The organism is Phenylobacterium sp. (genome assembly GCF_004799515.1).
In the GTDB taxonomy this organism is placed as follows: Bacteria; Pseudomonadota; Alphaproteobacteria; order Caulobacterales; family Caulobacteraceae; genus Phenylobacterium.
Genome location: NZ_SSMX01000025.1, coordinates 1 through 25,111 on the forward strand (window position 1 = coordinate 1; position 25,111 = coordinate 25,111).

General features: G+C 69.4%; 26 protein-coding genes. 7 read left to right on the forward strand and 19 right to left on the reverse strand.

What is annotated here, in order from left to right; all coding sequences use genetic code 11:
- Window positions 1–250 precede the first annotated feature (250 nt).
- From E8A49_RS09300 to E8A49_RS09330, 7 genes are all read right to left on the reverse strand, one after another.
- Window positions 251–514, reverse strand: coding sequence for an ATP synthase F1 subunit epsilon (locus E8A49_RS09300; protein ID WP_293379489.1), 264 nt, complete (start codon window positions 512–514; stop codon window positions 251–253).
- A 5-nt stretch (window positions 515–519) separates the two neighbouring features.
- Window positions 520–2,079: a F0F1 ATP synthase subunit beta gene (gene atpD / locus E8A49_RS09305; protein ID WP_293379492.1), complete on the reverse strand. Its 1,560-nt coding sequence runs from the start codon at window positions 2,077–2,079 to the stop codon at window positions 520–522.
- Window positions 2,080–2,100: 21 nt separating this feature from the next.
- On the reverse strand, window positions 2,101–2,967 hold the full coding sequence (locus tag E8A49_RS09310) for a F0F1 ATP synthase subunit gamma (RefSeq protein ID WP_293379495.1): 867 nt from the start codon (window positions 2,965–2,967) through the stop codon (window positions 2,101–2,103).
- A 32-nt stretch (window positions 2,968–2,999) separates the two neighbouring features.
- The gene (gene atpA, locus E8A49_RS09315; RefSeq protein ID WP_293379498.1) at window positions 3,000–4,529 is read right to left on the reverse strand and encodes a F0F1 ATP synthase subunit alpha; all 1,530 of its coding nucleotides are present in this window, start codon (window positions 4,527–4,529) and stop codon (window positions 3,000–3,002) included.
- A 5-nt stretch (window positions 4,530–4,534) separates the two neighbouring features.
- Entirely contained in the window at window positions 4,535–5,089 is a 555-nt protein-coding gene (locus tag E8A49_RS09320; RefSeq protein ID WP_293379501.1) for a F0F1 ATP synthase subunit delta, read from the reverse strand.
- A 320-nt stretch (window positions 5,090–5,409) separates the two neighbouring features.
- Window positions 5,410–5,754 (reverse strand): hypothetical protein, encoded by a 345-nt coding sequence (locus E8A49_RS09325; protein WP_293379504.1) that lies wholly within the window; start codon window positions 5,752–5,754, stop codon window positions 5,410–5,412.
- Window positions 5,755–6,152: 398 nt separating this feature from the next.
- The gene (locus E8A49_RS09330) at window positions 6,153–6,764 is read right to left on the reverse strand and encodes a thioredoxin domain-containing protein (RefSeq protein ID WP_293379507.1); all 612 of its coding nucleotides are present in this window, start codon (window positions 6,762–6,764) and stop codon (window positions 6,153–6,155) included.
- Window positions 6,765–6,981: 217 nt separating this feature from the next.
- On the opposite strand from E8A49_RS09330, the gene E8A49_RS09335 reads away from it, so the two are divergent.
- A complete protein-coding gene (locus E8A49_RS09335; protein ID WP_293379509.1) occupies window positions 6,982–8,976 on the forward strand; it encodes a transglycosylase domain-containing protein in 1,995 nt (664 codons plus the stop codon).
- Between the two features lie 39 nt (window positions 8,977–9,015).
- Window positions 9,016–9,654, forward strand: coding sequence for a methyltransferase domain-containing protein (locus E8A49_RS09340; protein ID WP_293379512.1), 639 nt, complete (start codon window positions 9,016–9,018; stop codon window positions 9,652–9,654).
- Here E8A49_RS09340 and E8A49_RS09345 read toward each other — a convergent pair.
- From E8A49_RS09345 to E8A49_RS09355, 3 genes are all read right to left on the reverse strand, one after another.
- The gene (locus tag E8A49_RS09345; RefSeq protein WP_293379515.1) at window positions 9,651–10,406 is read right to left on the reverse strand and encodes a SprT family zinc-dependent metalloprotease; all 756 of its coding nucleotides are present in this window, start codon (window positions 10,404–10,406) and stop codon (window positions 9,651–9,653) included. The two genes, E8A49_RS09340 and E8A49_RS09345, sit on opposite strands and share 4 nt — an antisense overlap.
- Before the next feature lie 72 nt (window positions 10,407–10,478).
- Entirely contained in the window at window positions 10,479–11,777 is a 1,299-nt protein-coding gene (phaZ, locus tag E8A49_RS09350) for a polyhydroxyalkanoate depolymerase (RefSeq protein ID WP_293379518.1), read from the reverse strand.
- A 95-nt stretch (window positions 11,778–11,872) separates the two neighbouring features.
- A complete protein-coding gene (locus E8A49_RS09355; RefSeq protein ID WP_293379521.1) occupies window positions 11,873–12,490 on the reverse strand; it encodes an SCO family protein in 618 nt (205 codons plus the stop codon).
- Between the two features lie 70 nt (window positions 12,491–12,560).
- On the opposite strand from E8A49_RS09355, the gene E8A49_RS09360 reads away from it, so the two are divergent.
- Entirely contained in the window at window positions 12,561–14,009 is a 1,449-nt protein-coding gene (locus E8A49_RS09360) for an ActS/PrrB/RegB family redox-sensitive histidine kinase (RefSeq protein ID WP_293379524.1), read from the forward strand.
- Between the two features lie 99 nt (window positions 14,010–14,108).
- Complete coding sequence (locus E8A49_RS09365) at window positions 14,109–14,666, forward strand: ActR/PrrA/RegA family redox response regulator transcription factor (protein ID WP_293379527.1); 558 nt, start codon at window positions 14,109–14,111, stop codon at window positions 14,664–14,666.
- Window positions 14,667–14,699: 33 nt separating this feature from the next.
- On the opposite strand, the gene E8A49_RS09370 is transcribed toward E8A49_RS09365, so the two are convergent.
- Both E8A49_RS09370 and E8A49_RS09375 read right to left on the reverse strand, forming a co-directional pair.
- Window positions 14,700–15,071 (reverse strand): MarR family winged helix-turn-helix transcriptional regulator, encoded by a 372-nt coding sequence (locus tag E8A49_RS09370; RefSeq protein ID WP_293379530.1) that lies wholly within the window; start codon window positions 15,069–15,071, stop codon window positions 14,700–14,702.
- Window positions 15,072–15,078: 7 nt separating this feature from the next.
- Window positions 15,079–15,294 (reverse strand): hypothetical protein, encoded by a 216-nt coding sequence (locus tag E8A49_RS09375; protein WP_293379533.1) that lies wholly within the window; start codon window positions 15,292–15,294, stop codon window positions 15,079–15,081.
- A 201-nt stretch (window positions 15,295–15,495) separates the two neighbouring features.
- Between E8A49_RS09375 and E8A49_RS09380 the strand changes: the two genes are divergently transcribed.
- Together E8A49_RS09380 and E8A49_RS09385 are read left to right on the forward strand one after the other, a co-directional pair.
- Entirely contained in the window at window positions 15,496–16,608 is a 1,113-nt protein-coding gene (locus E8A49_RS09380) for a histidine kinase (protein ID WP_293379536.1), read from the forward strand.
- On the forward strand, window positions 16,609–17,406 hold the full coding sequence (locus E8A49_RS09385; protein ID WP_293379539.1) for a LytTR family DNA-binding domain-containing protein: 798 nt from the start codon (window positions 16,609–16,611) through the stop codon (window positions 17,404–17,406). It abuts the gene before it with no gap.
- 170 nt (window positions 17,407–17,576) lie between these two features.
- On the opposite strand, the gene E8A49_RS09390 is transcribed toward E8A49_RS09385, so the two are convergent.
- The 7 genes from E8A49_RS09390 to E8A49_RS09420 form a co-directional block, all read right to left on the reverse strand.
- Window positions 17,577–17,876 (reverse strand): GIY-YIG nuclease family protein, encoded by a 300-nt coding sequence (locus E8A49_RS09390; RefSeq protein ID WP_293379542.1) that lies wholly within the window; start codon window positions 17,874–17,876, stop codon window positions 17,577–17,579.
- 3 nt (window positions 17,877–17,879) lie between these two features.
- Window positions 17,880–18,338, reverse strand: a complete 459-nt coding sequence (gene mmcB / locus E8A49_RS09395) for a DNA repair putative endonuclease MmcB (protein WP_293379545.1) — start codon at window positions 18,336–18,338, stop codon at window positions 17,880–17,882.
- Between the two features lie 57 nt (window positions 18,339–18,395).
- Entirely contained in the window at window positions 18,396–18,923 is a 528-nt protein-coding gene (locus E8A49_RS09400) for a lipocalin family protein (protein ID WP_293379548.1), read from the reverse strand.
- A gap of 128 nt (window positions 18,924–19,051) precedes the next feature.
- Window positions 19,052–20,188, reverse strand: a complete 1,137-nt coding sequence (locus E8A49_RS09405) for a ferritin-like domain-containing protein (protein ID WP_293379551.1) — start codon at window positions 20,186–20,188, stop codon at window positions 19,052–19,054.
- Window positions 20,189–20,358: 170 nt separating this feature from the next.
- Entirely contained in the window at window positions 20,359–21,489 is a 1,131-nt protein-coding gene (locus E8A49_RS09410) for a ferritin-like domain-containing protein (RefSeq protein ID WP_293379693.1), read from the reverse strand.
- A gap of 142 nt (window positions 21,490–21,631) precedes the next feature.
- Window positions 21,632–22,057, reverse strand: coding sequence for a metallopeptidase family protein (locus tag E8A49_RS09415; protein WP_293379554.1), 426 nt, complete (start codon window positions 22,055–22,057; stop codon window positions 21,632–21,634).
- The gene (locus tag E8A49_RS09420) at window positions 22,050–22,583 is read right to left on the reverse strand and encodes a hypothetical protein (protein ID WP_293379557.1); all 534 of its coding nucleotides are present in this window, start codon (window positions 22,581–22,583) and stop codon (window positions 22,050–22,052) included. The genes E8A49_RS09415 and E8A49_RS09420 overlap by 8 nt, the downstream gene beginning before the upstream one ends.
- A gap of 133 nt (window positions 22,584–22,716) precedes the next feature.
- On the opposite strand from E8A49_RS09420, the gene E8A49_RS09425 reads away from it, so the two are divergent.
- The gene (locus tag E8A49_RS09425; RefSeq protein ID WP_293379560.1) at window positions 22,717–25,041 is read left to right on the forward strand and encodes a PAS domain-containing sensor histidine kinase; all 2,325 of its coding nucleotides are present in this window, start codon (window positions 22,717–22,719) and stop codon (window positions 25,039–25,041) included.
- Window positions 25,042–25,111: the final 70 nt, after the last annotated feature.

The following is a 25,111-nucleotide window of genomic DNA, read 5'->3' on the forward strand; positions in this document are numbered from 1 at the left end:
GGCGCGGGCGGCGCGGCGGGCGGCGCCGGCGCGGCCGGCGGCTGCGCGGCCGGCTGGTCGGCCGGAGCCGAAGGGGAAGGCGTCTGCGCCTCGGCCACGGTGACCTGGGCCACGGCGACCAGCGCCGTGGCGGCGAGCAGGCTAAGGAGGGCAGTCCGCATCAAAGGTTCCCCTGACTTTTCAGCGCGTCATAAAACGGGAGCGAGCCCGCGGAGGCAAGACCTCCCACCGCCGAATTTACAACTATAATTCAGACTGCCTCAACCGCGTGCTCCGCGAGCACGGTCAAGCCGGCCGGCGTGACATCCGCGAAACCGCCGCGCACGTTGTAGACGGTGGTCTTGCCGTCGTTGTGCACGGTGACCGGCCCCTCCTTCAGGGTGGTCATGAACGGGCCGTGGCCGGCCAGGACCCCGAAGTCGCCCTCGGCGCCCGGCGCGTCGACCTGGTCCACCAGGCCGGCGAACAGCTCGCGTTCCGGCGAGACCAGGGAGAAGTGCAGCTTCTCGGCCATGACCCCTAGGCTTCCGCCGCCAGCTTTTCGGCCTTGCGGACCGCGTCTTCGATGGTGCCGACGTTGTAGAAGGCGGCTTCCGGCAGGTGGTCGTATTCGCCGTCCACCACCGCCTTGAACGAGCGGATGGTGTCTTCCAGGCTGACCAGCACGCCGGGCGTGTTGGTGAACTGCTCGGCCACGTGGAAGGGCTGGCTGAGGAAGCGGGAAATCTTCCGCGCCCGGGCCACGGTCAGCTTGTCCTCTTCCGACAGCTCGTCCATGCCCAGGATGGCGATGATGTCCTTCAGCGCCTTGTAGGCCTGCAGGGTCTCCTGCACCCGGCGGGCGACCTGGTAGTGCTCTTCGCCGATCACCAGCGGGTCCATGATCCGGCTGGTCGAGTCCAGCGGGTCAACGGCCGGGAAGATGGCCTGGGCGGCGATGTCGCGGCTGAGCACGGTCGTCGCGTCCAGGTGGGCGAAGGAGGTGGCCGGCGCCGGGTCGGTCATGTCGTCGGCGGGCACGTAGATGGCCTGCACCGAGGTGATCGAGCCCTTGTTGGTCGAGGTGATCCGCTCCTGCAGGTTGCCCATCTCGGTGGCCAGCGTCGGCTGGTAGCCCACCGCCGAGGGGATGCGGCCCAAGAGCGCCGACACTTCCGCGCCCGCCTGGGTGAAGCGGAAGATGTTGTCCACGAACAGCAGCACGTCCTTGCCTTCCACGTCGCGGAAGTACTCGGCCTGGGCCAGGCCCGTCAGGGCCACGCGGGCGCGGGCGCCCGGAGGTTCGTTCATCTGGCCGTAGACCAGGGCGCACTTGGAGCCCTCGGTGGACCCGTTGTTTTCCTTCGGGTCGACGTTGACCTTGGACTCGATCATCTCGTGGTAGAGATCGTTACCCTCGCGGGTCCGCTCGCCCACGCCCGCCAGCACGGAGTAGCCGCCGTAGGCCTTGGCGATGTTGTTGATCAGCTCCTGCATGGTCACGGTCTTGCCGACGCCCGCACCGCCGAACAGGCCGATCTTGCCGCCCTTGGTGTAGGGGCAGAGCAGGTCGATCACCTTGATCCCGGTGACCAGCACCTCGGCCGAGGTCGATTGCTCGGCGAAGGACGGCGCCTCGCGGTGGATCGGCGAGGTGTGGGTCAGCGCGATCGGGCCGGCTTCGTCGATCGGGTCGCCGATGACGTTCATGATCCGGCCGAGGCAGGCCGGGCCCACCGGCACGGTGATCGGGCGGCCGGTGTCGTGCACCGGCTGGCCGCGGGTCAGACCCTCGGTGGTGTCCATGGCGATGGCGCGCACGGTGTTCTCGCCCAGGTGCTGGGCGACCTCGAGCACCAGGCGGAAGGTCTGGCCGGTCCGCTGGTCGGTGTTGGTGGTCTCCAGCGCGCTCTGGATCGCCGGCAGGTGGCCTTCGAACTCCACGTCGACGACGGCGCCGATGATCTGCACCAGCTTGCCGGTGGCGACCGCCTGGACGGCGGCGACCGGGGTCTTGGCGGCGGCGGCCTTGGCGGGCGCCTTCGGAGCCGCGGGCTTCCTCGCGGCGGGCTTCTTGGCGGCGGCGGTGGTGGTGGCCATGGTTCCTGACTCTCTTCGGGTCTAGAGCGCTTCGGCGCCGGAGATGATCTCGATCAGCTCCTTGGTGATCTGCGCCTGGCGTGAGCGGTTGTACTGCAGGGTGAGGCTGGCGATCATGTCGCCGGCGTTGCGGGTGGCGTTGTCCATCGCCGTCATCTGGGAGGCGTAGAAACCGGCCTGGTTCTCCAGCATGGCGGATAGGATCTGGGTGGTGATGTTGCGCGGCAGCAGGGTCTCGAGGATGGTCTCCTCGTCCGGCTCGTACTCGTAGCTCGCGCCCTTCAGGTCGACCGGCGTCGAGCCGGCGCGCACCTCGGCGGGAATCAGCTGCACGCCGACCGGGGTCTGCGAGATCACCGACTTGAACCGCGAGAAGAACAGCGTGACCACGTCGACCTGACCGGTCTCGAACAGCTCACGCACCTTCAGCGAAACCTCTTCGGCCACGGCGAGAGACGGGTTGGCCCCCGCCTCGAAGGCGCCCGCGGCGTTGCCCATCCGGCGCAGCTGGTCGCGGGCCTTGCGGCCGACGGTGAGGATCTGGACGTCCTTGCCCTCGTTGCGCAGGCGGTTGATGCGCTCGCGCGCCGCGCGGACGATGGAGGAGTTGAAGCCGCCGGCCAGGCCACGGTCCGAGGTCGCCACCACGATCAGGTGGCGCTTGTCGGAGCCCGTGCCCACCAAGAGCTTCGGCGCGCCCTCGCCGGACACGCCCGACGCCAGGTTGGCGATCACCGCGGCCATGCGCTCGGCATAGGGCCGCGCGTTCTGGGCGGCGTCCTGGCTGCGGCGCAGCTTCGCCGCCGCGACCATCTGCAGCGCCTTCGTGATCTTCTGCGTGGCTTTCACGCTTCCGATCCGATTGCGCATCTCCTTGAGGCTGGCCATTCGCCTAGATCCTGATCCTCTGGGTCAGCAGCTTAAGCGAACGACGCGGCGAAGGCGGCCAGCACGGACTTCAGATCGTCCTCGACGGTCTTGATGTCCTTGGTGGTGCGGATCGTGTCCAGCAGGGCCTGATGCTTGGAATGCAGGTGCGACAGGAGCTCGCTCTCGAAGCGGCGCACCTGGTTGGTGGCGATGCCGTCCAGATAGCCGCGGGTTCCGGCGTAGATCACCGCCACCTGCTCCTCGACGGACAGCGGCGAGTATTGCGGCTGCTTCAGGAGCTCGGTCAGGCGCTCGCCGCGCGCCAGCTGGCGTTGCGTCGTGGCGTCGAGGTCGGAGCCGAACTTCGCGAAGGCGGCCATTTCCCGGTACTGGGCGAGTTCGCCCTTGATCGGGCCGGCGGCGGTCTTCATCGCCTTGATCTGGGCGGACGACCCCACGCGGCTCACCGAGATGCCGACGTTCACTGCCGGGCGGATGCCCTGGAAGAAGAGGTCGGTCTCGAGGAAGATCTGGCCGTCGGTGATGGAGATCACGTTGGTCGGGATGTAGGCCGACACGTCGTTGGCCTGGGTCTCGATCAGCGGCAGGGCGGTCAGCGAGCCGGAGCCATTGTCCTCGTTCAGCTTCGCCGCGCGCTCCAGCAGGCGGGAGTGGAGGTAGAAGACGTCGCCCGGATAGGCTTCGCGGCCCGGCGGGCGGCGCAGCAGCAGCGACATCTGGCGGTAGGCGACGGCCTGCTTGGAAAGGTCGTCGTAGATGATGACCGCGTGCATACCGTTGTCGCGGAAGAACTCGCCCATGGCGCAGCCGGAGAAGGGCGCCAGGAACTGCAGCGGGGCCGGCTCCGACGCCGTGGCCGAGACCACGATGGTGTAGTCCAGCGCGCCGCGCTCCTCGAGCGTCTTGACGATCTGGGCGACGGTGGAGCGCTTCTGGCCGATGGCCACGTAGATGCAATAGAGCTTCTGGCTCTCGTCGCCCGTGGCGTTGATCGACTTCTGGTTCAGGATGGTGTCGATCGCCACGGCGGTCTTTCCGGTCTGGCGGTCGCCGATGATCAGCTCGCGCTGGCCGCGGCCGACCGGGATCAGGGTGTCGATCGCCTTCAGGCCCGTCTGCACCGGCTCATGCACCGACTTGCGCGGGATGATGCCGGGCGCCTTGACGTCCACGCGGCGGCGCTCGGTGAATTGGATGGGGCCCTTGCCGTCGATCGGCTCGCCCAGCGGATTGACGACGCGGCCCAGGAGGCCCTTGCCCACCGGCACGTCCACGATCTCGCCCAGGCGGCGGACTTCGTCGCCTTCGGAGATGGCGCGGTCCTCGCCGAAGATCACGACGCCGACGTTGTCGCGCTCCAGGTTCAGGGCCATGCCCTTCACCCCGGCCTTGGGGAATTCCACCATTTCGCCGGCCTGGACGTTGTCGAGGCCGAACACGCGGGCGATGCCGTCGCCGACGCTCAGCACCTGGCCGACGTCGGAGACGTCAGCTTCCTGGCCGAAGTTCGCGATCTGCGACTTGAGGATGGCCGAGATTTCGGCGGCGCGGATATCCATGGATCTTACGCTCTCTTGAGGGCGAATTTCAGGGAGTCGAGCTGCGACTTGAGCGAAGCATCGAACAGACGGGAGCCGACCTGCACCTTGATCCCGCCCAGGATGGCGGGGTCGACGCGGGTCTCGATTTCGGGGTCCTTGCCGAGCGCCTGGCGCAGCGCTGCGGCGAGGCCCTTGGACTGGGCGGCGCTGAGCGGGGCGGCGGTGGTCACCTGGGCGGAGACCGCGCCGCGGGCCTTGGCGGACAGGGCCTCGTAGCCGGCGATGGCGCCTGCCAGCTCCGAGGCCCGGCCGTTGGCGGCCAGCAGCCCCAGGAACTTCTGGGTGGTGGGCTTGAATTTCGCCTTTGCGGCGATAGCGGCCAGGCCCTTGGCCTTGTCCTCGGCGCTGAACGCTGGCGAGCCCACCAGCACGCGCAGGTCGCGGCTGTCGGCCAACGCCGCCTTCAGCGACTTCAGGTCAGCCTCGACGGCCGCCACTTCCTTCTGATCGGTCGCCAGATCGAAGAGGGCCTGAGCGTAGCGCCCGCCCACATTCGACACCTTGGAATCTTCGGCCACTTTTGAACGTCCGCCCGGTGCGTCTAGAGAGCCGCGACGGAGGTCTCCGCAGCGGCCTTAAAGGCTTGAAAGCGCTTGGAAAAAGCACATCGAACACAGGAGCCGAAAGAACCCCTCGTCCAAAGCCGCGCGCCTGATAGCACGCGACCTGACGCGCCGCAACACGGAGGGACCTACCTGGGTCCCGACGAATAGTCACGGGCTTTGCGCCTTACGCGGAGGAAACCGCGCAAAAGAAAAAGGGCGTCGGCCAAAAGACCGACGCCCGTAGTTTCAGAAGCTCGACAACTGAGCTGCTGGGAGACCGTAAAAGCTGTGGCTTACTGCTTGGCCATCTGCGGGCCGGCCGCGGAACGGGCCACGGCGACGCTGTTGCAGGCGGCCAGCTTGGTTTCGTCGAACGACTTGGTCTCGGTGTAGGACGCGATCGGGCCAAGCTTGGCGGCGATGGTCTTGCAGGCCGAGGTCGTGAAGGTTTGCGATTGCGGAGTGATGGCCGTGCAGGTGTCGCCCTCGCAGTTGAACACCGCCTCGCCGGCGATGAACTTGGTCGGTTGGGCGATGGGTTGCGCCAGCTTCACAACCACCGGATCGGCGGCGAACGCCGGAGCGGCGCACAGGGTGGCGAAGGCGGCGCAAGCGGCCGCGACGGTCAGGAGTTTCATTGGAGCTCTTCCTATCGTTCGGGGAGTGGCGGCGCCCCTGCTCAAAGGCGCCGGCCCGGTCCGCCGCGTGGATCACTTCGGGTATCCCCACCCTAGGTGCGCCACGAACTGAGCATCGCTAAGATAACAGTGTTAAGATCGTCTGCAACCGTTATTTTCGCTAGGCGGCTATGCAGGAATGCAGAGCTCCCGTTGCATCCATGTTGCAGTGCGATCTCGGCGCCGCAAAACGATCCTGGCCCGTCATTATGTCGCAGGGCGGATTACCGCTCATCCCGGCGAAGGCCGGGATCCAGTTCTTGAAGCTGAACGGTCGGCTGGACGGACTCTGAGCTCATAGAGCCCGAAGCCGAGCCAACCCATCTGGGTCCCGGCCTTCGCCGGGACGCGCGGGGAACCTAGCCCCCGGCCGCCTTGATCGCCGCGTCGATCTCGTCGAGCGAGTGGTAGCCCGGCTCCATGCCCTTGCCGTTGATCACGAAGGTGGGCGTGGAGTTCACATGGTCGTCGCGGCTGTGGTGCTCGACGCGGTCGTTGAGGCCCTGGATGGCCTTCTCGTCATTGATGCACTTGTTGAACTGGTCCTCGGTCATGCCCACCGACTTGGCCACGTCCAGCAGGGTCTCGCGCGGGGCCTGGAAGGCCTGCTCCTGGTCCTTGAAGATGGCGTCGGTGACAGCGAAGTACTTGCCCGGCCCGGCGCAGCGGGCGACCAGGAAGCCGGAGGCGGCGACCGCGATCTCGGGGCCCTGGCCCACCAGCATCTCGCGGAACACGTAGTGGACCTTGCCGGTGTCGATGTACTTGGCCTTGAAGGCGGGGAAGACCTCCTTCTGCCACTTGGCGCAGATCGGGCAGCCCACGGAGGCGTATTCCACCACCGAGACCTTGGCCGCGGCGCTGCCCAGGTCCATGTCGTCCTTCAGGTTGGCGGAGCCGCCGCCGCCCGCCTTGGGGGAACAGGCCGCCGCGCCGAACACCGTGAGCGCCAGCAGCAGCGCAACCTTCATCCGCAACATCGTCAAACGTCCTCCAGGGCGCCGGCCCAGCGGCCGGAAAAGCTCGGCGCGGAATGTGACCTAAGCTGGGCCGCGACGGAAGCGGCGTGACGCTTCGGCGCTTCTCAAAGCCCGGCGTTCATATCTCGTCAATCTTGTCGCGTGCTTGTCTGCCCTAGGCTATGGGTCGCGCCCGACGCGGCCGGCAGGGGCCAAGGACGAGGAGCACATGGCCAACGCGCAGCCGCCGTCCCGTGGCGAAGGCGGGGGGCAGCCGGGCGGACCGGGCGGGCCCCGGCCGGGGCGTTCGCCCCTGCAGGCGGCCATCTACTGGACCCTGGTGGCCGGCGTCTGGGCGCTGATTTTCGTCGTCGCCTTCTTCGCCGTCTTCTCGGTGGACCTGCCGGACACCTCCAAGCTCTACGACGTCAAGCGCCAGCCCTCGATCTCCTACCTGGACCGTTCCGGCGGGCTGGTGGCGGTGCGCGGCAGCCAGTACGCCCCGCCCGTCGACCTCGACCGGCTGCCGCCCTACGTGCCCAAGGCCTTCGTGGCCATCGAGGACCGCTGGTTCTACTGGCACTTCGGCTTCAACCCCTGGGGCATCGCCCGCAGCCAGCTCTACGACTGGACCCACCATGGCGCGGGGCCTCTGCGCGGCGGCTCGACCATCACCCAGCAGTTGGCGCGCAACCTGTTCCTGACGCCGAACCAGACCTACCGGCGCAAGGCCCAGGAGCTGATCCTGGCCATCTGGCTGGAGGCCAAGTTCTCCAAGAAGCAGATCCTCGAGCTCTATCTGAACCGGGTCTATTTCGGGGCCGGGGCCTATGGGATCGAGGCCGCCAGCCAGCGCTATTTCGGCAAGCCCGCCGCCCAGCTCACCGTGGGCGAGGCCGCCCTGCTGGCCGGGCTGATGAAGGGCCCCTCGCGCTATTCGCCGGTGGCGGCCACCGACCGGGCCGAGCGGCGCGCCACCATCGTGCTGGACGAGATGGTGCGCATCCACGCCATCACGCCCGAGCAGCGCGACCAGGCGATCAAGACCCCGGTGGTGGTCAACCCGGTGCTGGCCAACCAGCGGGCGCAGTACTTCACCGACTGGGTGGACGACCAGGTCCGCCGCCTGGTGGGCCAGCCGACCGAGGACCTAGTGGTGGAGACCACCCTCGACCTGCCGCTGCAGGCCTCGGCCGAGCAGGCCGTGCAGACCGGCGTCGCCGCGGCCCAGAACCTGGGCGTCAAGCAGGCGGCGCTGATCTCGCTGGACGGCGAGGGCCGGGTGCGCGCCTACGTCGGCGGGGTCAACTATCTGCAGAGCCAGTTCGACCGCGCCACCAGCGCGCGGCGCCAGGCCGGCTCGTCCTTCAAGCCCTTCGTCTACCTGACCGCGATGGAGGCCGGCCGCACGCCGGACACGCCGGTGGTGGATGAGCCGATCACCATCGGCAACTGGACCCCGCGCAACTACACCGGCCAATACCTCGGCCCGATCACGCTGGAGATCGCGCTCAAGGAATCGATCAACACCGTGGCCGCGCGGCTGGCCAGCGAGGTCGGCACCTCCAATGTGGCGGCCACGGCGCGCCGGCTTGGCATCACCTCGCCGATCCAGCTCGATCCCTCCATGGCCTTGGGCGCCGTCGAGGTGAGTCCGCTTGAGATGGCCCAGGCCTATGCGCCCTTCTCCAACGGCGGGGTGTTCGCCAAGGGCTATGGCATCGAGCGCATCCGCACCGCGTCGGGCCGGGTGCTCTACGACCACAGCGTGGCCGGCGACGCGCGGCGCACGGTGATCGGCCAGCCGGCGTTGGCCTATATGATCCGCATGATGCGCCAGGTGATCGCGTCCGGCACCGGCACGCGTGCGGCGGTGAAGGGTTATGACCTGGCGGGCAAGACCGGCACCACCAGCGACTACCGCGACGCCTGGTTCATCGGCTACACGGGCGGCTTCGTCACCGCCGTCTGGGTCGGCAAGGACGACAACACGCCCATGAAGAAGGTCACCGGCGGCGGCGCCCCGGCCGGCATCTGGCACGCCTACATGGCCCAGGCCCTGCCGCGGCTGAAGACCGGGCCGATCCCCGGCGCCGACGCCCCCGAGGCCGACCAGCCCCCCGACGCCATCGGCCAGATCATCAACGGGGTGAACGACCTGCTGCACGGCGACCACGAGGCCGAGGGCCCGGCGCCATCGCCGGACGAGGCGCCGCACGACTAGCGGATGGAGTGCGCGGCCGGCGTCGTGCTAGGAGGCGGCATGGCGAAACTGACCTACAATCCCAGCGTCTTCGAAGCCCGCGACCTCGAGGCGGCGCGCCGGATCATCCTGACCACCGAGCGCGACCAGACCACCGACCTGCGCTGGGAGCGCGAGACGCCTTACCTGGCCGACCTGCTCGGCAAGGCGCTGAACCTCAAGCTCGGCCAGACGGTGATCGACTACGGCTGCGGCGTGGGCCGCCTGTCGAAGGCCCTGATGGAGCAGTTCAACTGCCGGGTGGTCGGCGTCGACATCAGCGAGCAGATGCGCAGCCTCGCCCCCGGCTACGTCGGCTGGCCCGCCTTCTCGGCGGTGTCGCCGCAGACGCTGGACCAGATGATCGCCGACGGCTTCCAAGGCGACGCGGCGATCAGCGTCTGGGTGCTGCAGCACTGCGTGACGCCGCAGGACGACATCGCCCGCCTGCGCCGCGCCCTGCCGGACGGCGCCCCGCTGGGCCTGGTCAACATGCGCGGCCGCGCCGTGCCGACCCAGGAGCGCGGCTGGGCCAGCGACGGCCTCGACGTCGACACCCTGGTGCGGGCGCAGTTCCCGGATGGGCGCACGGAGGGGCTCGACCCCGGCGTGGTCGGCGACCACATCGCCAGCTTCAGCTACTGGGGCGTCTACCGCTAGCTTCCGAAGGCGTGCAGGCGCGCGCCCTCGGCTCTCAGCCAGGCGCGGTGCGGCGCGGGATCGCCCACCAGGGCGCGGACGTGGGCCCAGAAGCGCGGCCCGTGGTTCATCTCCAGGAGGTGGGCGCACTCGTGCGCCGCCACATAGTCGGCCACCTCGAACGGGGCGAGCGCCAGGCGCCAGCTGTAGCGGATCGCCGCGGGCGCCCCGCGCGCGCCGGGGCGGCAGGAGCCCCAGCGGCCCTTGGCGTCGGCGATGGTCACGCTGGGGGCCGGCGCGCCCAGCATGGCGGCGTAGACCTCGGTCCGTTCGCCCAGCACGGCGCGGGCCCGCTTCTTCAGCATCAACATCACCGCGCGCGCATAGCCCTCGCCCTCGCCCATGGCGGTGATGCGGGCGGGCTCGCCGCCCTCGGCCGGCAGCCACTTCGCCCGGCCGGTCCCGGCCTCCAGACGCACGGGCTCGCCGAACACCATCAGCGTCAGGCCCGGATGGACGGGGGCGGCGGCCGGCAGCTCGGCCATGCGCTCGGCGATCCAGTGGGCGCGCTCGCGGGCGAAGGCGGCGGCTTCCGGCAGGCGGCGCAGCGAGGGCGCGGTGGCCACGATGGTGCGCTTGGTGCGGTCGAGGCGCAGGGAGACCCGGCGCGCGCGGCGGTTGACCTTCAGGGTGACGGGCGCGCCGGCCACTTCCAGCCGGTCGCCGTCGGACCAGGTCTTCCCAAGGATGCCGGCGCGGCCGAAGAGACTCATCGCCGCTGAATCTAGGAGGCTTCGGCCCTCGGCGGGAGAGGCCCCCGCACGAAAGGCCGCCGGACAGGAGGCCTATGCGGCCTTTTCGTCCTTGGCCTTGCCGGTGTTGGCCGGCGTGCGCGACAGCGCCAGCTCCGCCTCCCAGATCAGGTCGCGCACGCGCGGATAGATCTGGTCGCGGAAGCGGGCGCCGTTGAAGACGCCGTAGTGTCCGACGTGCGGCTGCACGTAGTCGTGCTTGAACGCCGCCGTCAGGCCTGAGCAGAGGTCGTGCGCCGCCTGGGTCTGGCCGATGCCGGAGATGTCGTCGTTCTCGCCCTCGACGGTGAGCAGGCGGATGTCCTTGATCAGCTCGGGCCGCACGAGGCGTCCGCGATGCTCCAGCTCGCCCTTCGGCAGGAGGTAGCGCTGGAAGACCACGTCCACCGTCTGGAGATAGAACTCCTCGGTGAGGTCCAGCACCGACAGGTACTCGTCGTAGAATTCCAGGTGCCGTTCGGCGCCGTCGCCGTCGCCCTCCATCAGCTGGCGCAGGTAGCGCTGGTGCGCCTCCTGGTGCTTCTCGGCGTTCATCGACATGAAGCTGGCGAGCTGGACGAAGCCCGGATAGACGCGCCGGCCCATGCCCGGATGGGGCGGCGGCACGGTGTCGATCATGTGCGACTGGAACCAGGTGAAGGGCCGCTCCTCCGCCAGCTTGTTGGTGACGGTGGGCGACAGGCGCGCGTCGATCGGCGAGCCCATGAAGGTCATCGAGCCCGGGCGGTTCTCGTCGCCGTCCTCGGCCATCAGGGCCGCGGCGGCCAGCACCGGCGGGCCCGGCTGGCAGACCGCCACCACGTGCGCCCGCGGGCCCAGCACCTGCAACATCGTGCGGATGTGGTCGATGTAATCGTGGAAATCGAAGCGGCCTTCCATCACCGGCACGTCGCGGGCGTTGGTCCACTCGGTGATGTAGACCTCATGGTCCTGCAGCAAGGCCTCGACCGTGCCGCGCAGCAAGGTGGCGTAGTGGCCGGAGAGCGGGGCGGCGATCAGCACCGCGGGCTCCCGCGTGCGGCGCCCGGCCCGGCGCATGTCGGCCATGTCGCGGGCGAAGTGGGTGAGCTTGCACCAGGGGCTCGACCATTCCTCGGTGGGGCGCACCCGCACCGGATGGCCGTCGATCTCGACGCTGTCGATGTGCCAGGCCGGCTTGCCGTAGCGGCGCGTCAGGTTCGCGAACAGGTCGGCGTTGGCGTAGAGCCGGCGGCCGATATCGCTGTCGCGCGCCGGATTGAGCGGCGAGGACCAGAAGTCGCGGGTGAGCCGCGCGGCCTCGCGCAGCGGCGAGGCGGCGTAGAAACCGGCTTCATAGAGGGAGTAGAGCATGCCCCATCCTTTTGTGCGCCGCAGCATAACACCCGAACCCTTAACCGGGTCCATACCTGGGGTTCAATTCACGGAACCGTCAGCATGAGACCGGCTCAGGCCTGGCAGGAGGTCGCGTGCGGCCCCTGTTTCATCGCTGCCTGGATCTGGCCGGCCATGACCTGCGGCGTCTCGCCGTAGGCGATCACGCAGACGAAGTCGCCGCCCGGGCCCATCAGATAGGTGATGGTCGAGTGGTTGACCTGGTAGTCCTGCCCCGCTCCGGCCTTCTGGTAGTAGACCCGGTAGGCGTGGGCGGCGTCGGCCACCTGCTGCGGCGTGCCGGTCAGGCCGATGGTGCGGCGCGGAAAACTGGTGTTCGACAGATAGTTGGTCAGGACCTTGGGCGTGTCGCGCTCCGGATCGACGGAGATGAACACCGTCTGGAAGTCGTCCGCCTTGGGCCCCAGCAGCTTCTCGGTCTGGCCGAGCGCCAGGAGCGTGGTCGGGCAGGCCTCCGGGCAATAGGTGTAGCCGAAGAAGACCGCGCTCCACTTCTTGTTCAGCACCTTCTGGTCGGTGGGTTTGCCGGTCTGGTCGGTCAGGCGGAACGGCCCGCCGATGGCGGCGGTTTGCGCCTGCGGGCCCAGCATGCCGCGCCGCACGGCCAGGCCGGTGATGGCGGCGAAGGCCAGGGCCAGGATGGCGAGAATGACCCAGACGGTCCTGCTCATGAGGGTTCCTCTAAAACCTCGCCGCTTTGGGGCTCGCCAGGGCGCGTCAGCCGCGCGATCCTAGCGGACCATGGCCAAGCCCAGGACGCCGAACGGCCCAAGCTCGCCGGAAATTACCCCCAGGGGCCTCGATAGGACCGGGGCCGCCGCCGCGCAAGGGACGCTCGCGCGCGACGGTATCGGCCTCGGGGACCCCACGCTCGGGGACGCCAAGCTCGGCGAGGATTGGGCGGAGGGCGCGGTCCACCGCGGGCGCCTCAGGGTCCGCACCCTGGTCACCCTGCGCTGGCTGGTGGTGGCCGGCGAGCTCGCCCTGCTGCTGCTGGTCATGGCGCTGGGCTTTTCCCTGCCCTATCCGCTGGCCTTCGCCTTGGTGGGCGCCGGCGCCTGGGTGAACCTCCTGACCGGCGTCGCCTCGCCGGGCCAGCGGGTGTTCGGCGACCGCGAGGCCGCCGCCCAGCTCTCCCTCGACATCCTGTTGATGAGCGCGCTCGTCTTCCTGACCGGCGGGTCGTCGAACCCCTTCATCCTGATGCTGATCGCCCCGGTGACGCTCGCGGCCGCCACCCTGCCGCTGCGGCCCGTGCTGATCCTAGGCGCCATGGCCGGCCTGCTCTCCGCGGTGATGGCCTTCGCCGCCCTGCCGCTGCCCCAGGCGCCGGAGATGGTGGTGGCGATCCCCTTGAGCTTCCGGATCGGGGCGGCGCTGGCCAACATCGCCGGCATCGCGCTGACCGCCGGCTATGTGCGCCAGGCGGCGGTGGAATCGGCGCGCATGGCCCTGGCGCTGGACGTCACCCAGGCGGTGCTGGCCCGCGAGCAGCGGCTGTCGGCCCTGGGCGCGCTGGCCGCCGCCGCCGCCCACGAGCTTGGCACCCCGCTCGCCACCATCGCCATCGTCGCCAAGGAGATGAGCCGCGAGGCGCCGACACCGCAGGTGCGGGAAGACGCCGAGCTGCTGACCTCCCAGGCCGAGCGCTGCCGCGAGATACTGCGGCGGCTGACCGAGACCCCCGACGCGGCCTCCGACGAGGTGCACGAGCGCCTGTCGCTGCGCCAGCTGGTGCAGGAGGTGATCGAGCCGCATGCCGGCGTGAAGGGCGTCCGCGTCGAGGCCATCGTCACCGGCGCCAAGGGCATGAAGACCCCCGACATCCGCCGCCTGCCGGAGATCACCCACGCCTTTACTTCCTTCGTGGAGAACGCCGTCGACTTCGCCGCCTCGGAGATCCTGCTGTCGGCCCGCTTCGACGCCGAGACCATCTCCATCGAGGTGCGCGACGACGGCCCGGGCTTCGCGCCCGAGGTGCTGGCCAAGCTCGGCGAGCCCTATGTGACCAGCCGTCCGGGGGCGGAAGGCTCGCGCACCGGCCACATCGGCATGGGGCTCGGCTTCTTCATCTCCAAGACGCTTTTGGAACGAACCGGGGCCCTTGTGACCTTTCAGAACGGCAGGCCGCACGGCGCCGTCGTGTCGGCTCGCTGGCCGCGCTCGAAAATCGAGGCGGTCTCGCCCTAGATGTGGAGGTGCGAGTTCCGGCTTGCCGAACAGGCGAAACCTGCGACAGGATGCCGCACACGTCAGAGCCTACGGAACCCGCTTGCTTGGGATCACAGCATGACCGACCTCTCCGCCGACATCGCCGCCCTGCCCGACCGCACCCTGTTGGTGCTGGATGACGATGCCCCCTTGCGCACCCGCCTGGGCCGCGCGCTCGAGCAACGCGGCTTCGAGCCCACCCTGGTGGGATCGGTGTCCGAGGCCCTGGCGGCGGTGAGGAGCCATGCGCCGGCCTTTGCAGTGCTGGACATGCGTCTGGAAGACGGCACCGGCCTCAAGGTGGTGGAGGCGGTGCGCGACGCCCGGCCCGACGCCAAGATCATCATGCTGACCGGCTACGGCAACATCGCCACAGCCGTGCAAGCGGTGAAGGCCGGCGCGGTGGACTACCTCTCCAAGCCCGCCGACGCCGACGACGTGGCCCGCGCCCTCCTGGCCCGCGGCGACGCCTCGCCCGCCCCGCCGGACAATCCGATGAGCGCCGACCGGGTGCGCTGGGAGCACATCCAGCGCATCTACGAGCTCTGCAACCACAACGTCTCGGAGACCGCGCGCCGGCTCAACATGCACCGGCGCACCCTGCAGCGCATCCTGGCCAAGCGGGCCCCGCGCTGAATTTCCGGCATTAGGGGGAAAAGGAATTTGACCCTAGGCCGCGAAGGTCATGCGCGCCGGGGCGATGGTCGCCGCCTGGCGGATGACCGCGTCCAGCCGGTCACGCAGCTCGCGCCCCTGGGCGGACAGCCGCACCACGTGGCTGCGCCCGTCGTTTGGATTGAGAAAGGGTTCGACCAGGCCCAGGGACAGGCCCTGCGACCAGGGCGAGTCCACGGGCCCCAGGGCGCGCAGGCTGCGCGAGGCGGTCGACTGGGTGAAGCCGGCCACATCGGCCAGCTCCTGCACCGTCAGGCCCTCGTTCTCGGCGACATAGAGGAAGGCGATCGCCTCGTTGACGCTGATCCGCGGGTCGAGCCGCTTCATCAGGTGCAGGCCCTGCAGCAGGGCGTTGCGGGTCCGCATGGCCGCCTCACGCCTCGCCGTAACGGGCCAGGCCGGCCGGCGCCCGGTCGGCCACCGCCAGCCCCAGCGCCTTGCGCTGGCGCCGCTCGCGCATGGTGAGCGTCGCTTCCGGATAGCTCTCCCGCACCCTGGCCAGCAGATCCTCGATGCGCCGCTGGTGATCCGCCGCCTCGACGAAGTCGTCGACCGTCAGTTCGATGGAGATCTGACCGCACAACATCATGTCCGCACCCTTCGGTCTGCCTGCCGAAGACCAGCATCGGACCGCGACCGGCGCCGATCACGCCGTATGCGATGAAGGTTGGAGGTTGCGGGCCTAACCGTAGCCGGCGCTGCAAACGGTTGGTTTCGCACGACAAGCGGCGTCGCCTTACAGGGTTCTTCGGCCTAGTCTGCCGTTTTGCAACGGCGCGGAGGGGCGTCCTTGGACAGCGTTCCCGGCCGGCCCGATCCCGCGGGCGGATGGCGGCGGCATCTCGACCGCTACCTGGCGGCCAACCTGATCCTCTGGATCTTCACCTACCTCTTGCTCACCGTGCGCACCTTCGGGGGCGAGGCGACCCACGCCGAGATCATCGGCATGTGTCTTCGCCGCGCGGTCACCTGCGGCGTGGGCCTCCTGCTCTGCGCCCTCGTCCAGCGGATCCTGCTGCGCACCCGCGACTGGCCGAGGCGGCGGTGGCTGCTGCTGGCGGCGGGCCTCTCCATCGCCGGCGGAGCGATCTACACCGGCGTCAACTACACGGTCTTCAACATCCTCGCCCCGCTTTGGCCGGAGAGCGAGGCCATGACCTCCCTCTTCTGGGAGAACGTCGGCAACTTCTCGCTGGTGGTCTGGTCCTTCATCGCCTGGTGCGCGGTGGTCTTCGCGCTGTCCTACGACCAGGAGGTGCGTGAGCAGAAACTCAGGCTGGTGGAGGCCCAGGCCCTGGCGGCCGAGAGCCAGAACCAGATGCTGCGCTACCAGATCAACCCGCACTTCCTGTTCAACACCCTGAACGCGCTCTCCTCGCTGATCCTGCAGAAGGACTTCGACCGCGCCGAGCGGATGGTGTTGTCCCTGTCCAACTTCCTGCGCGCCTCGCTGGAGAAGACCCCGGGCGAACGCATCACCCTCGCCGAGGAGCTGGCCGCCCAGCGCCAGTACCTGGCCATCGAGCAGGAGCGGTTCGGCGAGCGCCTGCGCTTCTGCGAGGCCGCGCCGGGCGAGCTCCTCGACGCCATCGTGCCCGGCCTGATCCTGCAGCCCCTGATCGAGAACGCGGTGAAGTACGGGGTGGCCCGCTCGGCCCGGCCGGTGCGCGTGGAGATCCTGGCCGAAGCGCGCGGCGGGACGCTATCGGTCACCGTGCAGGACGACGGCTGCCCGGACGCCGGCGGCGAGGGCAAGCGCGCGCCGGCGGCGCTGGGCGTGGGCCTGGCCAATGTGCGCCGCCGCCTGGAGGTGCTCTACGGCGAGGCCGGGCGGCTGGTCAGCGGCGCCCGCGACGGCGGCGGCTTCGCGGCCACCATCGAGCTGCCCCTGGAGCGGCGCTGAATGCTGCGGGTGCTGATCGTCGACGACGAGCCCCTGGCCCGGCGCAGGCTGGAGATCCTGCTGCGCGAGCAGCCGGGGATCGAGCTGGCGGGCGCGGCCTCCGACGGCGCCGCCGCGCGACGGATGATCGCCGAGCGGCCGCCGGACGTGGTCCTGCTGGACATCAAGATGCCCGGGCTGACCGGGCTGGAGCTCCTGGACGCGCTGGGGCCGAGCGCGCCGATCGTGATCTTCGTCACCGCCTTCGACCGTTTCGCCCTCGACGCCTTCGACCGGGCGGCCTTCGACTACCTCCTGAAGCCCGTGGAGCCGGAGCGGCTGGCCGCGTCCCTCGGCCGCGCCCGCCAGGCGCTCGCCGAACGCGCCGCCGCTGAGCGCACGGAGGAGCTGGAGGAGATCCTTCGCAACCTGCGCAGCGCGCCCGCCACCCCCTCGCCGGGCGTCCCGGCGGCGCCGGCCAGCCCCTATGACCGCGAGATCTGGATCCAGGAGCGCGGCGGGCGGCTCGCGATACCAGTAGGGGCCATCGATTGGGTGGCGGCCGAGCGCGACTATGTGCGCATCCACACACAGGCCAAGAGCTTCCTGGTGCGCCAGTCGATCGGGGCGCTGGAGGGCCGGCTCGACCCGCAGCTCTTCGTGCGCGTCCACCGCTCCAGCCTGGTGCGCCTCGACCGCATCGTGCGCATCCGCCACGCCGGCGGCCGCGGAGCGGTGGTGCTCTCCACCGGCGCGGAAGTCGCCGTCTCCCGCCGCCACATGGGCGCGCTGAAAGCCATGACGCGCGCGGGGCGGTAACGGCCGACGGCCACCGACCGGGTCATCAAAAAAAAGATCGTCATCCTCCGGTCAGCCGCAGGCTGATCCGGGGGACCCAAGCTGAGGTGCTCGACCTAGCGACGCCGCTTGGGTCCCCCGGATCGCCTCTTCGGGCGACCGGAGGATGACGGCGGGAGAGTGGATGGCGATCAGAGCGGCCCCCACTCCAGGATCGTCTCGTAGAGGTCGCTCCAGGTGGGGTTGGTCTCTTCGATCAGTCTGATCTTCCAAGCCCTCGGCCATTTCTTCAGCCGCTTCTCGCGATGGATGGCGTGGCTGATATTCTCGAACGGTTCAGAGTGGACCAGCCGGCGCACGCCGTACTTCCGGCAGAAGGCGCTGCCGGCATCCTCGCGGTGCTCGAACACCCGCCGCGAGATGTTGCTGGTGACCCCGACGTAGAGGGTTCCATACGGCGCGCTGGCCAGGATGTAGGTCCAGCCGCCCAAGCCCTACTCCAACACCACCGCGGGCGCGCCCGCCGCGCGCATCGCCGCCAAGCGGGCGAAGGCGAGGGTCAGCGCCTTGCGCCGCGCGCCGGCCAACGGCACCGCCTGGGCCTCGCGCAGCACCGCGCCGCCAAAGCCGTCGGCGACAATCAGGCCCGGCTCCTGCGGCAGGATCTCGCGCGGGAACTCCGGACCCACGGCGAAGGCGAAGGCGTCGCAATAGGGCCGGTATTCCTGCCACTTCTGGTCGGTGCGGAAGTCCTCGAGGCTGGACTTCACCTCGACGATGAAGATCTCGCCGCGGCGCCCGAGCGCCATCAGGTCGGCGCGCCGCCCGTTCGGGAGCGTCACTTCGGCGAGCGGCGCATAGCCGAGCGCGGTGAGGAGCCGCCCCGCGCCCCGGGTGACGGCGGCGGTGGTCTCCGGCCGGGAGCTGGCGACGAGGGTGACGCTGACGTCCATGCCGCCAGAATGTTCCGGCTACGTTCCGGCCGTCAAGGCCTCAGCCCCATCGCGCCTTCAGCCGTGGGCGGGCAGCGGGAATTCCAGGCGGGCGATGTCGAAGCCGAGCTGCTTGATCCGCGCGACGGCCTCGCTGCGGATCGGCGCCGCCAGGGTCGGCTTCTGCGACATCAGCCAAAGGTACTTGCCGTCGTGGGTGGCCAGTATCAGCCAGCCCTCGTCTTCATGCTGGTCGACGACCACATATTCCTGGGTCACCAGGCCGCCGAAGAAGGTCATGCGGAACTTGGCGTTGGAGACCGGGTCCTCGACCCGGGCGTGGGCTTTCCACTCGGAAAGCGGGCCGTCGGGGGCGCCCTTGTGGCAGGTCTGCACCACGGCGAAGCCGTCGGCGACCCGGGTCCAATCCGAGGCGCCGGCCTGGCAGCCGCGCTGGATGATGTTGGGCAGCCGCGCCACCTCGTACCAGCGGCCCATCATCTTGGTCAGTTCGATGTGGGCGACGGGCTGGACGTCCGCCAGGGAGGCGGCCGGCACGGCGAAGGCGGCCACGGCGGCCAGGATCACGGTCAGGCGTTTCAGCATGGGCCGGGTGATTAGCTTCGTCTGGAGGTAAAGGAAACGCCCGCGGGGCGATCGCGGGCGCTGCATAAGGACGCAACCACGGAACCGTGCCCTTTTCAGGGCGCGGCCTTCAAAAAGGCTTCTTGCCCTTATTCGGCGGCGATGGAAACCGCCCGGGACGAATCCTTGGCGCGGTCCTTGAAATTGATCGCCTGCAGGTAGCGGATGCCCTCCTCGGCGATGTCGTCGCCGACCATCCGCTCGCCCTCGGCGGCGAGCTCGTCCGTGTCGACGTAGGCGGCGTAGAAGCTGCGGGTGCGCGACGTGATCAGTCCGGCGTTCAACAGGGTCTTGATCAGGACGCGGAAGACGTTGGTTTCGCCGCGGAACTTGCGGTTGGGATCGCGCTCGGCCCGCCGCTGGATGATGTCGGCCACCACGCGCTCGGGATCGAGGCCGAAGCGGCCATAGATCTCCGACATCTGCCGAGGATCGCCGCGGTCGAACAACAGGGACTGGGCGCAGTGGGCGGTCCAGTCCTCCACCAGGTTGCGCTCGGCTTGCGTCAGCCGCGGGATCGTCCGGTCCGCCCAGATCTTCCCGAACTTGTGGTGGAAGGCCTCGTCGGTCATCACCAGCTGGAACAGCTTCTTGGCCACCGGATCGCGGTTGTGCTTGTAGCCGTTGGCGAAGGCGCCCATGGCCAGGCCCTCCACCAGCATCTGCATGCCGACGATCTTCTTATAGACCTCCGGCGCCTCGATGATCTCGACCAGGAGGCTCTTCAGCGCCGCCCCGCACTCCGTGGGCCGGCCCCAGCGGGCCTTGATATACTTGGCGAAGGCGGTGACGTGGCGCGCCTCCTCGCGGGTCTGGTTCGCCGCGTATTCCTGGGCGCCCTGGTCGTAGAGCACATGGCACAGGCTGGCCGACAGGTTCAGCGCCCCCTGCTCGCCGTGCAGGATCGAGGAGAAGCTGCGCAGCTGCATATAGTTGATGAAGGCGATCTTCTGCTTCGGGTCGGTCAGGGTCTCGGCGATGTGCGGCAGGCGGAGCAGCGGGTTCAGCTCCTCCGGCGTCATCGCCTCGTTCTCCAGGTCGAAGGGCTCGGAGAAGTCGATGTATTTCGGGTCCAACGGATCCCAGAAATGCTCGTGGGTGGCGCTGATGATCTTGTCGAAGGCCGCCGAGCGCTCGCCGTAGCGGTCCAGCGTCAGCATGGCTTCGAAGTCGTCCGGGGCCACCGCCCCGTACATGGCGTCCTTGGTGATATTGCCGTCGGCCATCGCCGGCTCCCTTCGTCCACCTCCCGCCCCGGCCCGTCTGATGCGGACCTGATCGGCGTTCAGGAGAGGATCGCGCCGGGCGGGCGCGGCGTCAAAGGAAAGCATGCTCCAGAATCGAAACGCCCGCCGAATGAACTTCGGCGGGCGTCGCGGTCCTTGGCGGCTTCAGCCTATTCCGCGGCGATCAGGATCTTCGAGAGCGCGCGGTCCTTGAAGTTGATCTCCTGGAGGTACTTGATGCCCTCTTCGGCGATGTCGTCGCCGACCATCTTGTCGCCCTCGGCCTTCAGCTCGTCGATGTCGACGTACATCGCGTAGAAGCCCTTGGTGCGGTCGGTGATGATGCCGGCGTTGACCAGGGTCTTCACCAGCACGCGGAAGATGTTGGTGGCTTCCTTCATCTCCTCGCGGCGGGTCTCGTCGTTGACCAGCTTGCCCATCTCCTCGATCACCCGGTTCGGATCGAGGCCGAATTCCTCGTAGAGGCCGACGTTCTGGGTGGGCGCCACCAGGTTGAACAGCAGCGTCTGGAAGCAGTGCGCCGCCCACATCTCGATGACCTCGTGCTCGGCCTCGGTCAGGTGCGGGATGGTGCGGTCGGCCCAGATCTTCCCGAACTTGTGGTGGAAGGCCTCGTCGGTCATGACGAGCTGGGTCAGCTTCTTGGCCAGCGGATCGTTGGTCTCGTTGAAGATGGTGGCGAAGGCGCCCATGGCCAGGCCTTCCACCAGCATCTGCATGCCGATGATCTTCTTATAGACCTCCGGCGCGCCGATGATCTCGACCAGCAGGTCCTTCAGGATCGGGCCGCATTCCACCGGCCGGCCCCAGCGGGCCTTGATGTAGCGGGCGAAGGCCGTGACATGGCGGGCCTCTTCGCGGGTCTGGTTGGCGGCGTATTCCTGCGCGCCCTGGTCCTTCAAGACGTGGCAGAGGCTGGCCGACAGGTTCAGCGCCCCCTGCTCGCCGTGCAGGATGGAGGAGAAGGTCCGCAGCGTCTGGGCGTTGGCGAAGGCGATGCGGCGCGCCTCGGTGCCGAGGATCTCGTTGACGTAGTCGAGTTGCAGGGCGCCGATCATCTTCTCCGGCAGGATCATGGTCGTTTCCATGTCGAAGGGCGCCGAGAAGTCGATGTACTTGGCGTCCAGCGGATCCCAGAAGTGGTCGTGGGTGGCGCTGATGATCTTGTCGAAGGCTGTCGAGCGGGCGTTGTAGCGGTCGAGTTCCAGCATCGACTCGAAGTCGTCGGGCGCGACGGCGTCGTAGATAATGTCCTTGGTGATGTTGCCGTCGGCGGCCATGGCGTCCTCGCGAGGTATGGCCAGGCTCTTGGCGGCCCGGCCCTGGGCTGGCGGCGACCATCTCATCTGAACGGCGTTTAGTCAACGAAGGTGACGGCTGCGTCACTTTCTCGCGTCAGGTGCGAAATCGCGCCGCGGCTTGTCAGCCCGCGCTGGCCTCGATGGCGTCGATGTCGGCGTCCGACAGACCGAGGTGGTGGCCGATTTCATGGACCAGAACGTGGGTGACCAGTTCCTCGAGCGTCACCTCCCCATGCTCGGCCCATTCGTCGAGGATCGGGCGGCGGTAGAGGAAGATCATCGAGGGACCCGGCGCGGGGCCCATGTGGTCGCGGTGGCCGATGTCGACGCCCTGGTAGAGGCCGCTCAAGCCAAAGGGGTCCTCGATGCCGAGGTCGTCCAGCACCTGGTCGTCGGCGAAGTCGTCGACGCGGAAGACCACGTCCCCGGCGGCCCGGCGGAAGCCCGCCGGCAGGGCCTGGAAGGCGGCTTCGGCCAGGGTTGCGATGTCGTCGAGGGACGGCGCCTTGCCGAACGCCTCACGGTCGAGGTTCAGGCGCTCACTCATCGGGCATGACAATATGCGGGGCGTCCGGCGGGCGCACCTCGAAAAGCCCGATGTCCAGCGGCTGCTGCGGCTCGATGGGGCGCAAGGGCTGCCGCGCCATGGCCCGCACGGTCTCGGCGTCCAGCGCCTGACGGGCGCGGCGGGCGGCGCGGGCCTGCGGGGCCTCGATCGGCCGCTCGGCGGTGGCGATGCGCCAGTAGGAGACCATCAGGCGCCAGGCGGTGCGCGGCGGGGCCTGTGTGGGCTCCGGCCAGCGGCGGCCGTCGGCGAAGCTGGGCTCGGCGTGGGCCACCTTCTGGCCGGGCAGGATCTGTTCGGCCAGCCTGGCCCAGGCTTCGCTCAGCGGGCCGGCATAGGCGTCCTGCGCCGCGGCCTCGGTGGCGAAGGCCGGGCCCACCGGGTCGGTGGTGAACACCACCGCCTCGCCGGCCACGCCCTGGGCCTCGCGCTCGCGCGCCGCGCGGCCCAGGGGGCCGGCCATCGCCAGCTCCGCGTTCGCCGCCACCGGATAGAGGATCGCCGTCACGCCCTTTAAGCTCCGCACTCCGATCGTCCGCCAACTTAGCCTATCCTGACGACCGCGGCGCGGATGCGGCGAACATCGGCGCGGCCTAGGGTGCTGAATTGCTGATTCGCCGGAGCGGGGCCGAAGCGAAGGGATGGACGCCCACCAACTGATCCTGGCCGCCGCGGCCGGCGCGGTGTCGCTGGCCATCTGCGCCCTGCTCTGGGCGCTGGCCCAGCGGCGCCAGGCGCAGGACCGCGTGGCCGCCATCACCGCGCGGCTGGCCGCCGTCGAGGCCCGCGCCGACGCCGCCCAGGCCTCCGCCGAGGCCTTCGATTCCGCCCTGCTGGCCGTCGAGGACGGCCGCGCCCTGCTGGCCTCCGGCGAGGAGTCCCTGGCGGTCTGCGCCGAAGCGCTGAACCTGGCCGAACCCGACCCGCAAGGTGTGGTCAACGCCCTGATGCGCGCCGACCCGGATCACGCCCGGCGCCTGCGCGCTCTGTTCGAGCGCGGCGAGGCCTGCGCCTTCGAGGTGCAGGGCGCGGGCGGGCTGATCGCGGTGGAGGGCCGCGCGGCCGGCGCCATGGCCTGGCTCCGGATCTCCACCGCCCAGACGGAGGACGCGGGCCTGCCCACCGCGCCGCGCTTCGCCGCCTTCCTGAACGCACGCCCGACGCCCGCCTGGATCGCCGCCGCCGACGGCTCGCCCGTCTGGGTCAACGCCGCCTGGCTGAAGGCCGTGGACGCCGCCAGCCTGGACGAGGCCGCCGCCCGCGGCGCGGCCTTCGACCGCGGCGCCGACGCGCTCGCCAGCGAGGCCGCCAACCTGGGCCAGCGGCGCGAGGCGGTGCGCTGGGCGACCGTCGCCGGCAAGCGCCGCGCCTTCCAGGTCACCGCCCAGCCGCTGGAGGGCGGCGGCGTGGGCGTCTGGACCGACGACGTCACCGACCAGGAGGGCCTGCGCGAGACCCTGCAGCGCAACGTCGAGGCGCACGACGAGACCCTGAACCACATCGCAGAAGCGGTCGCCGTCTTCGACCGCTCCAAGAAGCTGATGTTCCACAACACCGCCTTCGCCGAGCTCTGGGGCCTGGAGCCGGCCTGGCTCGCCGAACAGCCCAGCCACGGCGAGATCCTCGACCGCCTGCGCCAGCGCCGGCGCCTGCCGGAGACCGCCGACTACGCCAAGTGGAAAGCCGGCGAGCTCGACCGCTATGAACAGCTCGCCGCCGCGCCGGACGAGATGTGGAGCGTGCCCGACGGCCGCACGCTGAAGGTGGTGCGCCAGCCGCACCCCATGGGCGGCCTCCTGCTGCTCTATTCCGACATCACCGACGAGCTGAAGCTCACCAGCCAGTACAACGCCCTGATCCAGGTGCAGCAGGCGACCCTCGACAAGCTGTCCGACGCGGTCACCGTGTTCGGTTCCGACGGGCGCCTGCGGCTTCACAACGACGCCTTCTCCGCCTTCTGGAACGTGACCCCGCTGCAGGTCGAGGCGGCTGGCGACTTCGAGGGTGTGGTCGAGCTGTGCATCCCCAAGCTGCACGACCGGGCGTTCTGGGCGGAGCTGAAGGGCCGCGTCGCCGACCCCGACCCGCAGGCCCGCGCGCCCACCACCGGCGAGGTGAAGACCTCGGACAGCCGCATCGTGCTCTACCAGTCGCGGCCGCTGCCGGATGGGGCGACGCTGATCGCCTTCACCGACGTCACCGACGCCCGCAAGCTGGAAGGCGCCCTGGAGGCCAAGGAACAGGCCCTGGCCGACGCCGAGCGGCTGAAACGCGACTTCGTGGGCAACGTCTCCTACGAGCTGCGCACCCCGCTCACGACCATCATCGGCTACTCCGAACTGCTGGAACGCTCCGGCGAGGCCCTGTCGGAGCGCGGCCGAAGCCACGCCGCGGCGGTGAAATCGGCGGCCACCCAGCTGGCGCGCTCCATCGACGACGTGCTCGACATGGCCCAGATCGACGCCGACGAGATGGCGCTGGACCTGGAGGACGTCCGGGTCTCCGAGCTGTTGGGCGCCCAGGCCGAGCGTTGGGCCGACGACGCGGCCGCCGCCAACGTCACCCTGGTGGTCGACTGCCCGCCCGAGGTGGGCCTGATCCGCGGCGACGCGCGCCGGCTGGCCCAGATCCTCAGCCATCTGGCGGAGAACGCGATGGGCCAGACCCCGGCCGGCGGCACGGTCACGCTCGCCGCCCGCAAGGGCCTGGGCGAGGTGCAGCTGCGGGTCTCCGACACCGGCCGCGGCATACCCTTCCATGTCCAGGCGCACATCTTCGACCGCTTCATCGGCCGCGAGCGCGGCGGCCCGGGCCTGGGCCTGGCGCTGGTCAAGGCGCTGACCGAGCTGCACGGCGGCTGGGTCGCCCTGGAGAGCGAGCCCGGCGCGGGCGCCGCCTTCACCTGCCATCTGCCCGAAGAAGCCATGGCCGCCGCCGCCCAGCCGGAGCTGGGGCTTAGGGGGTAATTTCCCTCCCAGACTCCCATGCCGTCATCCTCCAGTCGGCCCTAGGCTGATCCGGGGGACCCAAGCCGAA

Excerpts from the sequence above, each read along its gene's own strand:
- E8A49_RS09300 (WP_293379489.1), bottom strand. The coding sequence starts at position 514 with ATGGCCGAGAAGCTGCACTTCTCCCTGGTCTCGCCGGAACGCGAGCTG.
- atpD (WP_293379492.1), bottom strand. The coding sequence starts at position 2,079 with ATGGCCACCACCACCGCCGCCGCCAAGAAGCCCGCCGCGAGGAAGCCC.
- E8A49_RS09310 (WP_293379495.1), bottom strand. The coding sequence starts at position 2,967 with ATGGCCAGCCTCAAGGAGATGCGCAATCGGATCGGAAGCGTGAAAGCC.
- atpA (WP_293379498.1), bottom strand. The coding sequence starts at position 4,529 with ATGGATATCCGCGCCGCCGAAATCTCGGCCATCCTCAAGTCGCAGATC.
- E8A49_RS09325 (WP_293379504.1), bottom strand. The coding sequence starts at position 5,754 with ATGAAACTCCTGACCGTCGCGGCCGCTTGCGCCGCCTTCGCCACCCTG.
- E8A49_RS09330 (WP_293379507.1), bottom strand. The coding sequence starts at position 6,764 with ATGAAGGTTGCGCTGCTGCTGGCGCTCACGGTGTTCGGCGCGGCGGCC.
- E8A49_RS09335 (WP_293379509.1), top strand. The coding sequence starts at position 6,982 with ATGGCCAACGCGCAGCCGCCGTCCCGTGGCGAAGGCGGGGGGCAGCCG.
- E8A49_RS09340 (WP_293379512.1), top strand. The coding sequence starts at position 9,016 with ATGGCGAAACTGACCTACAATCCCAGCGTCTTCGAAGCCCGCGACCTC.
- E8A49_RS09345 (WP_293379515.1), bottom strand. The coding sequence starts at position 10,406 with ATGAGTCTCTTCGGCCGCGCCGGCATCCTTGGGAAGACCTGGTCCGAC.
- phaZ (WP_293379518.1), bottom strand. The coding sequence starts at position 11,777 with ATGCTCTACTCCCTCTATGAAGCCGGTTTCTACGCCGCCTCGCCGCTG.
- E8A49_RS09355 (WP_293379521.1), bottom strand. The coding sequence starts at position 12,490 with ATGAGCAGGACCGTCTGGGTCATTCTCGCCATCCTGGCCCTGGCCTTC.
- E8A49_RS09360 (WP_293379524.1), top strand. The coding sequence starts at position 12,561 with ATGGCCAAGCCCAGGACGCCGAACGGCCCAAGCTCGCCGGAAATTACC.
- E8A49_RS09365 (WP_293379527.1), top strand. The coding sequence starts at position 14,109 with ATGACCGACCTCTCCGCCGACATCGCCGCCCTGCCCGACCGCACCCTG.
- E8A49_RS09370 (WP_293379530.1), bottom strand. The coding sequence starts at position 15,071 with ATGCGGACCCGCAACGCCCTGCTGCAGGGCCTGCACCTGATGAAGCGG.
- E8A49_RS09375 (WP_293379533.1), bottom strand. The coding sequence starts at position 15,294 with ATGATGTTGTGCGGTCAGATCTCCATCGAACTGACGGTCGACGACTTC.
- E8A49_RS09385 (WP_293379539.1), top strand. The coding sequence starts at position 16,609 with ATGCTGCGGGTGCTGATCGTCGACGACGAGCCCCTGGCCCGGCGCAGG.
- mmcB (WP_293379545.1), bottom strand. The coding sequence starts at position 18,338 with ATGGACGTCAGCGTCACCCTCGTCGCCAGCTCCCGGCCGGAGACCACC.
- E8A49_RS09400 (WP_293379548.1), bottom strand. The coding sequence starts at position 18,923 with ATGCTGAAACGCCTGACCGTGATCCTGGCCGCCGTGGCCGCCTTCGCC.
- E8A49_RS09405 (WP_293379551.1), bottom strand. The coding sequence starts at position 20,188 with ATGGCCGACGGCAATATCACCAAGGACGCCATGTACGGGGCGGTGGCC.
- E8A49_RS09410 (WP_293379693.1), bottom strand. The coding sequence starts at position 21,489 with ATGGCCGCCGACGGCAACATCACCAAGGACATTATCTACGACGCCGTC.
- E8A49_RS09415 (WP_293379554.1), bottom strand. The coding sequence starts at position 22,057 with ATGAGTGAGCGCCTGAACCTCGACCGTGAGGCGTTCGGCAAGGCGCCG.
- E8A49_RS09425 (WP_293379560.1), top strand. The coding sequence starts at position 22,717 with ATGGACGCCCACCAACTGATCCTGGCCGCCGCGGCCGGCGCGGTGTCG.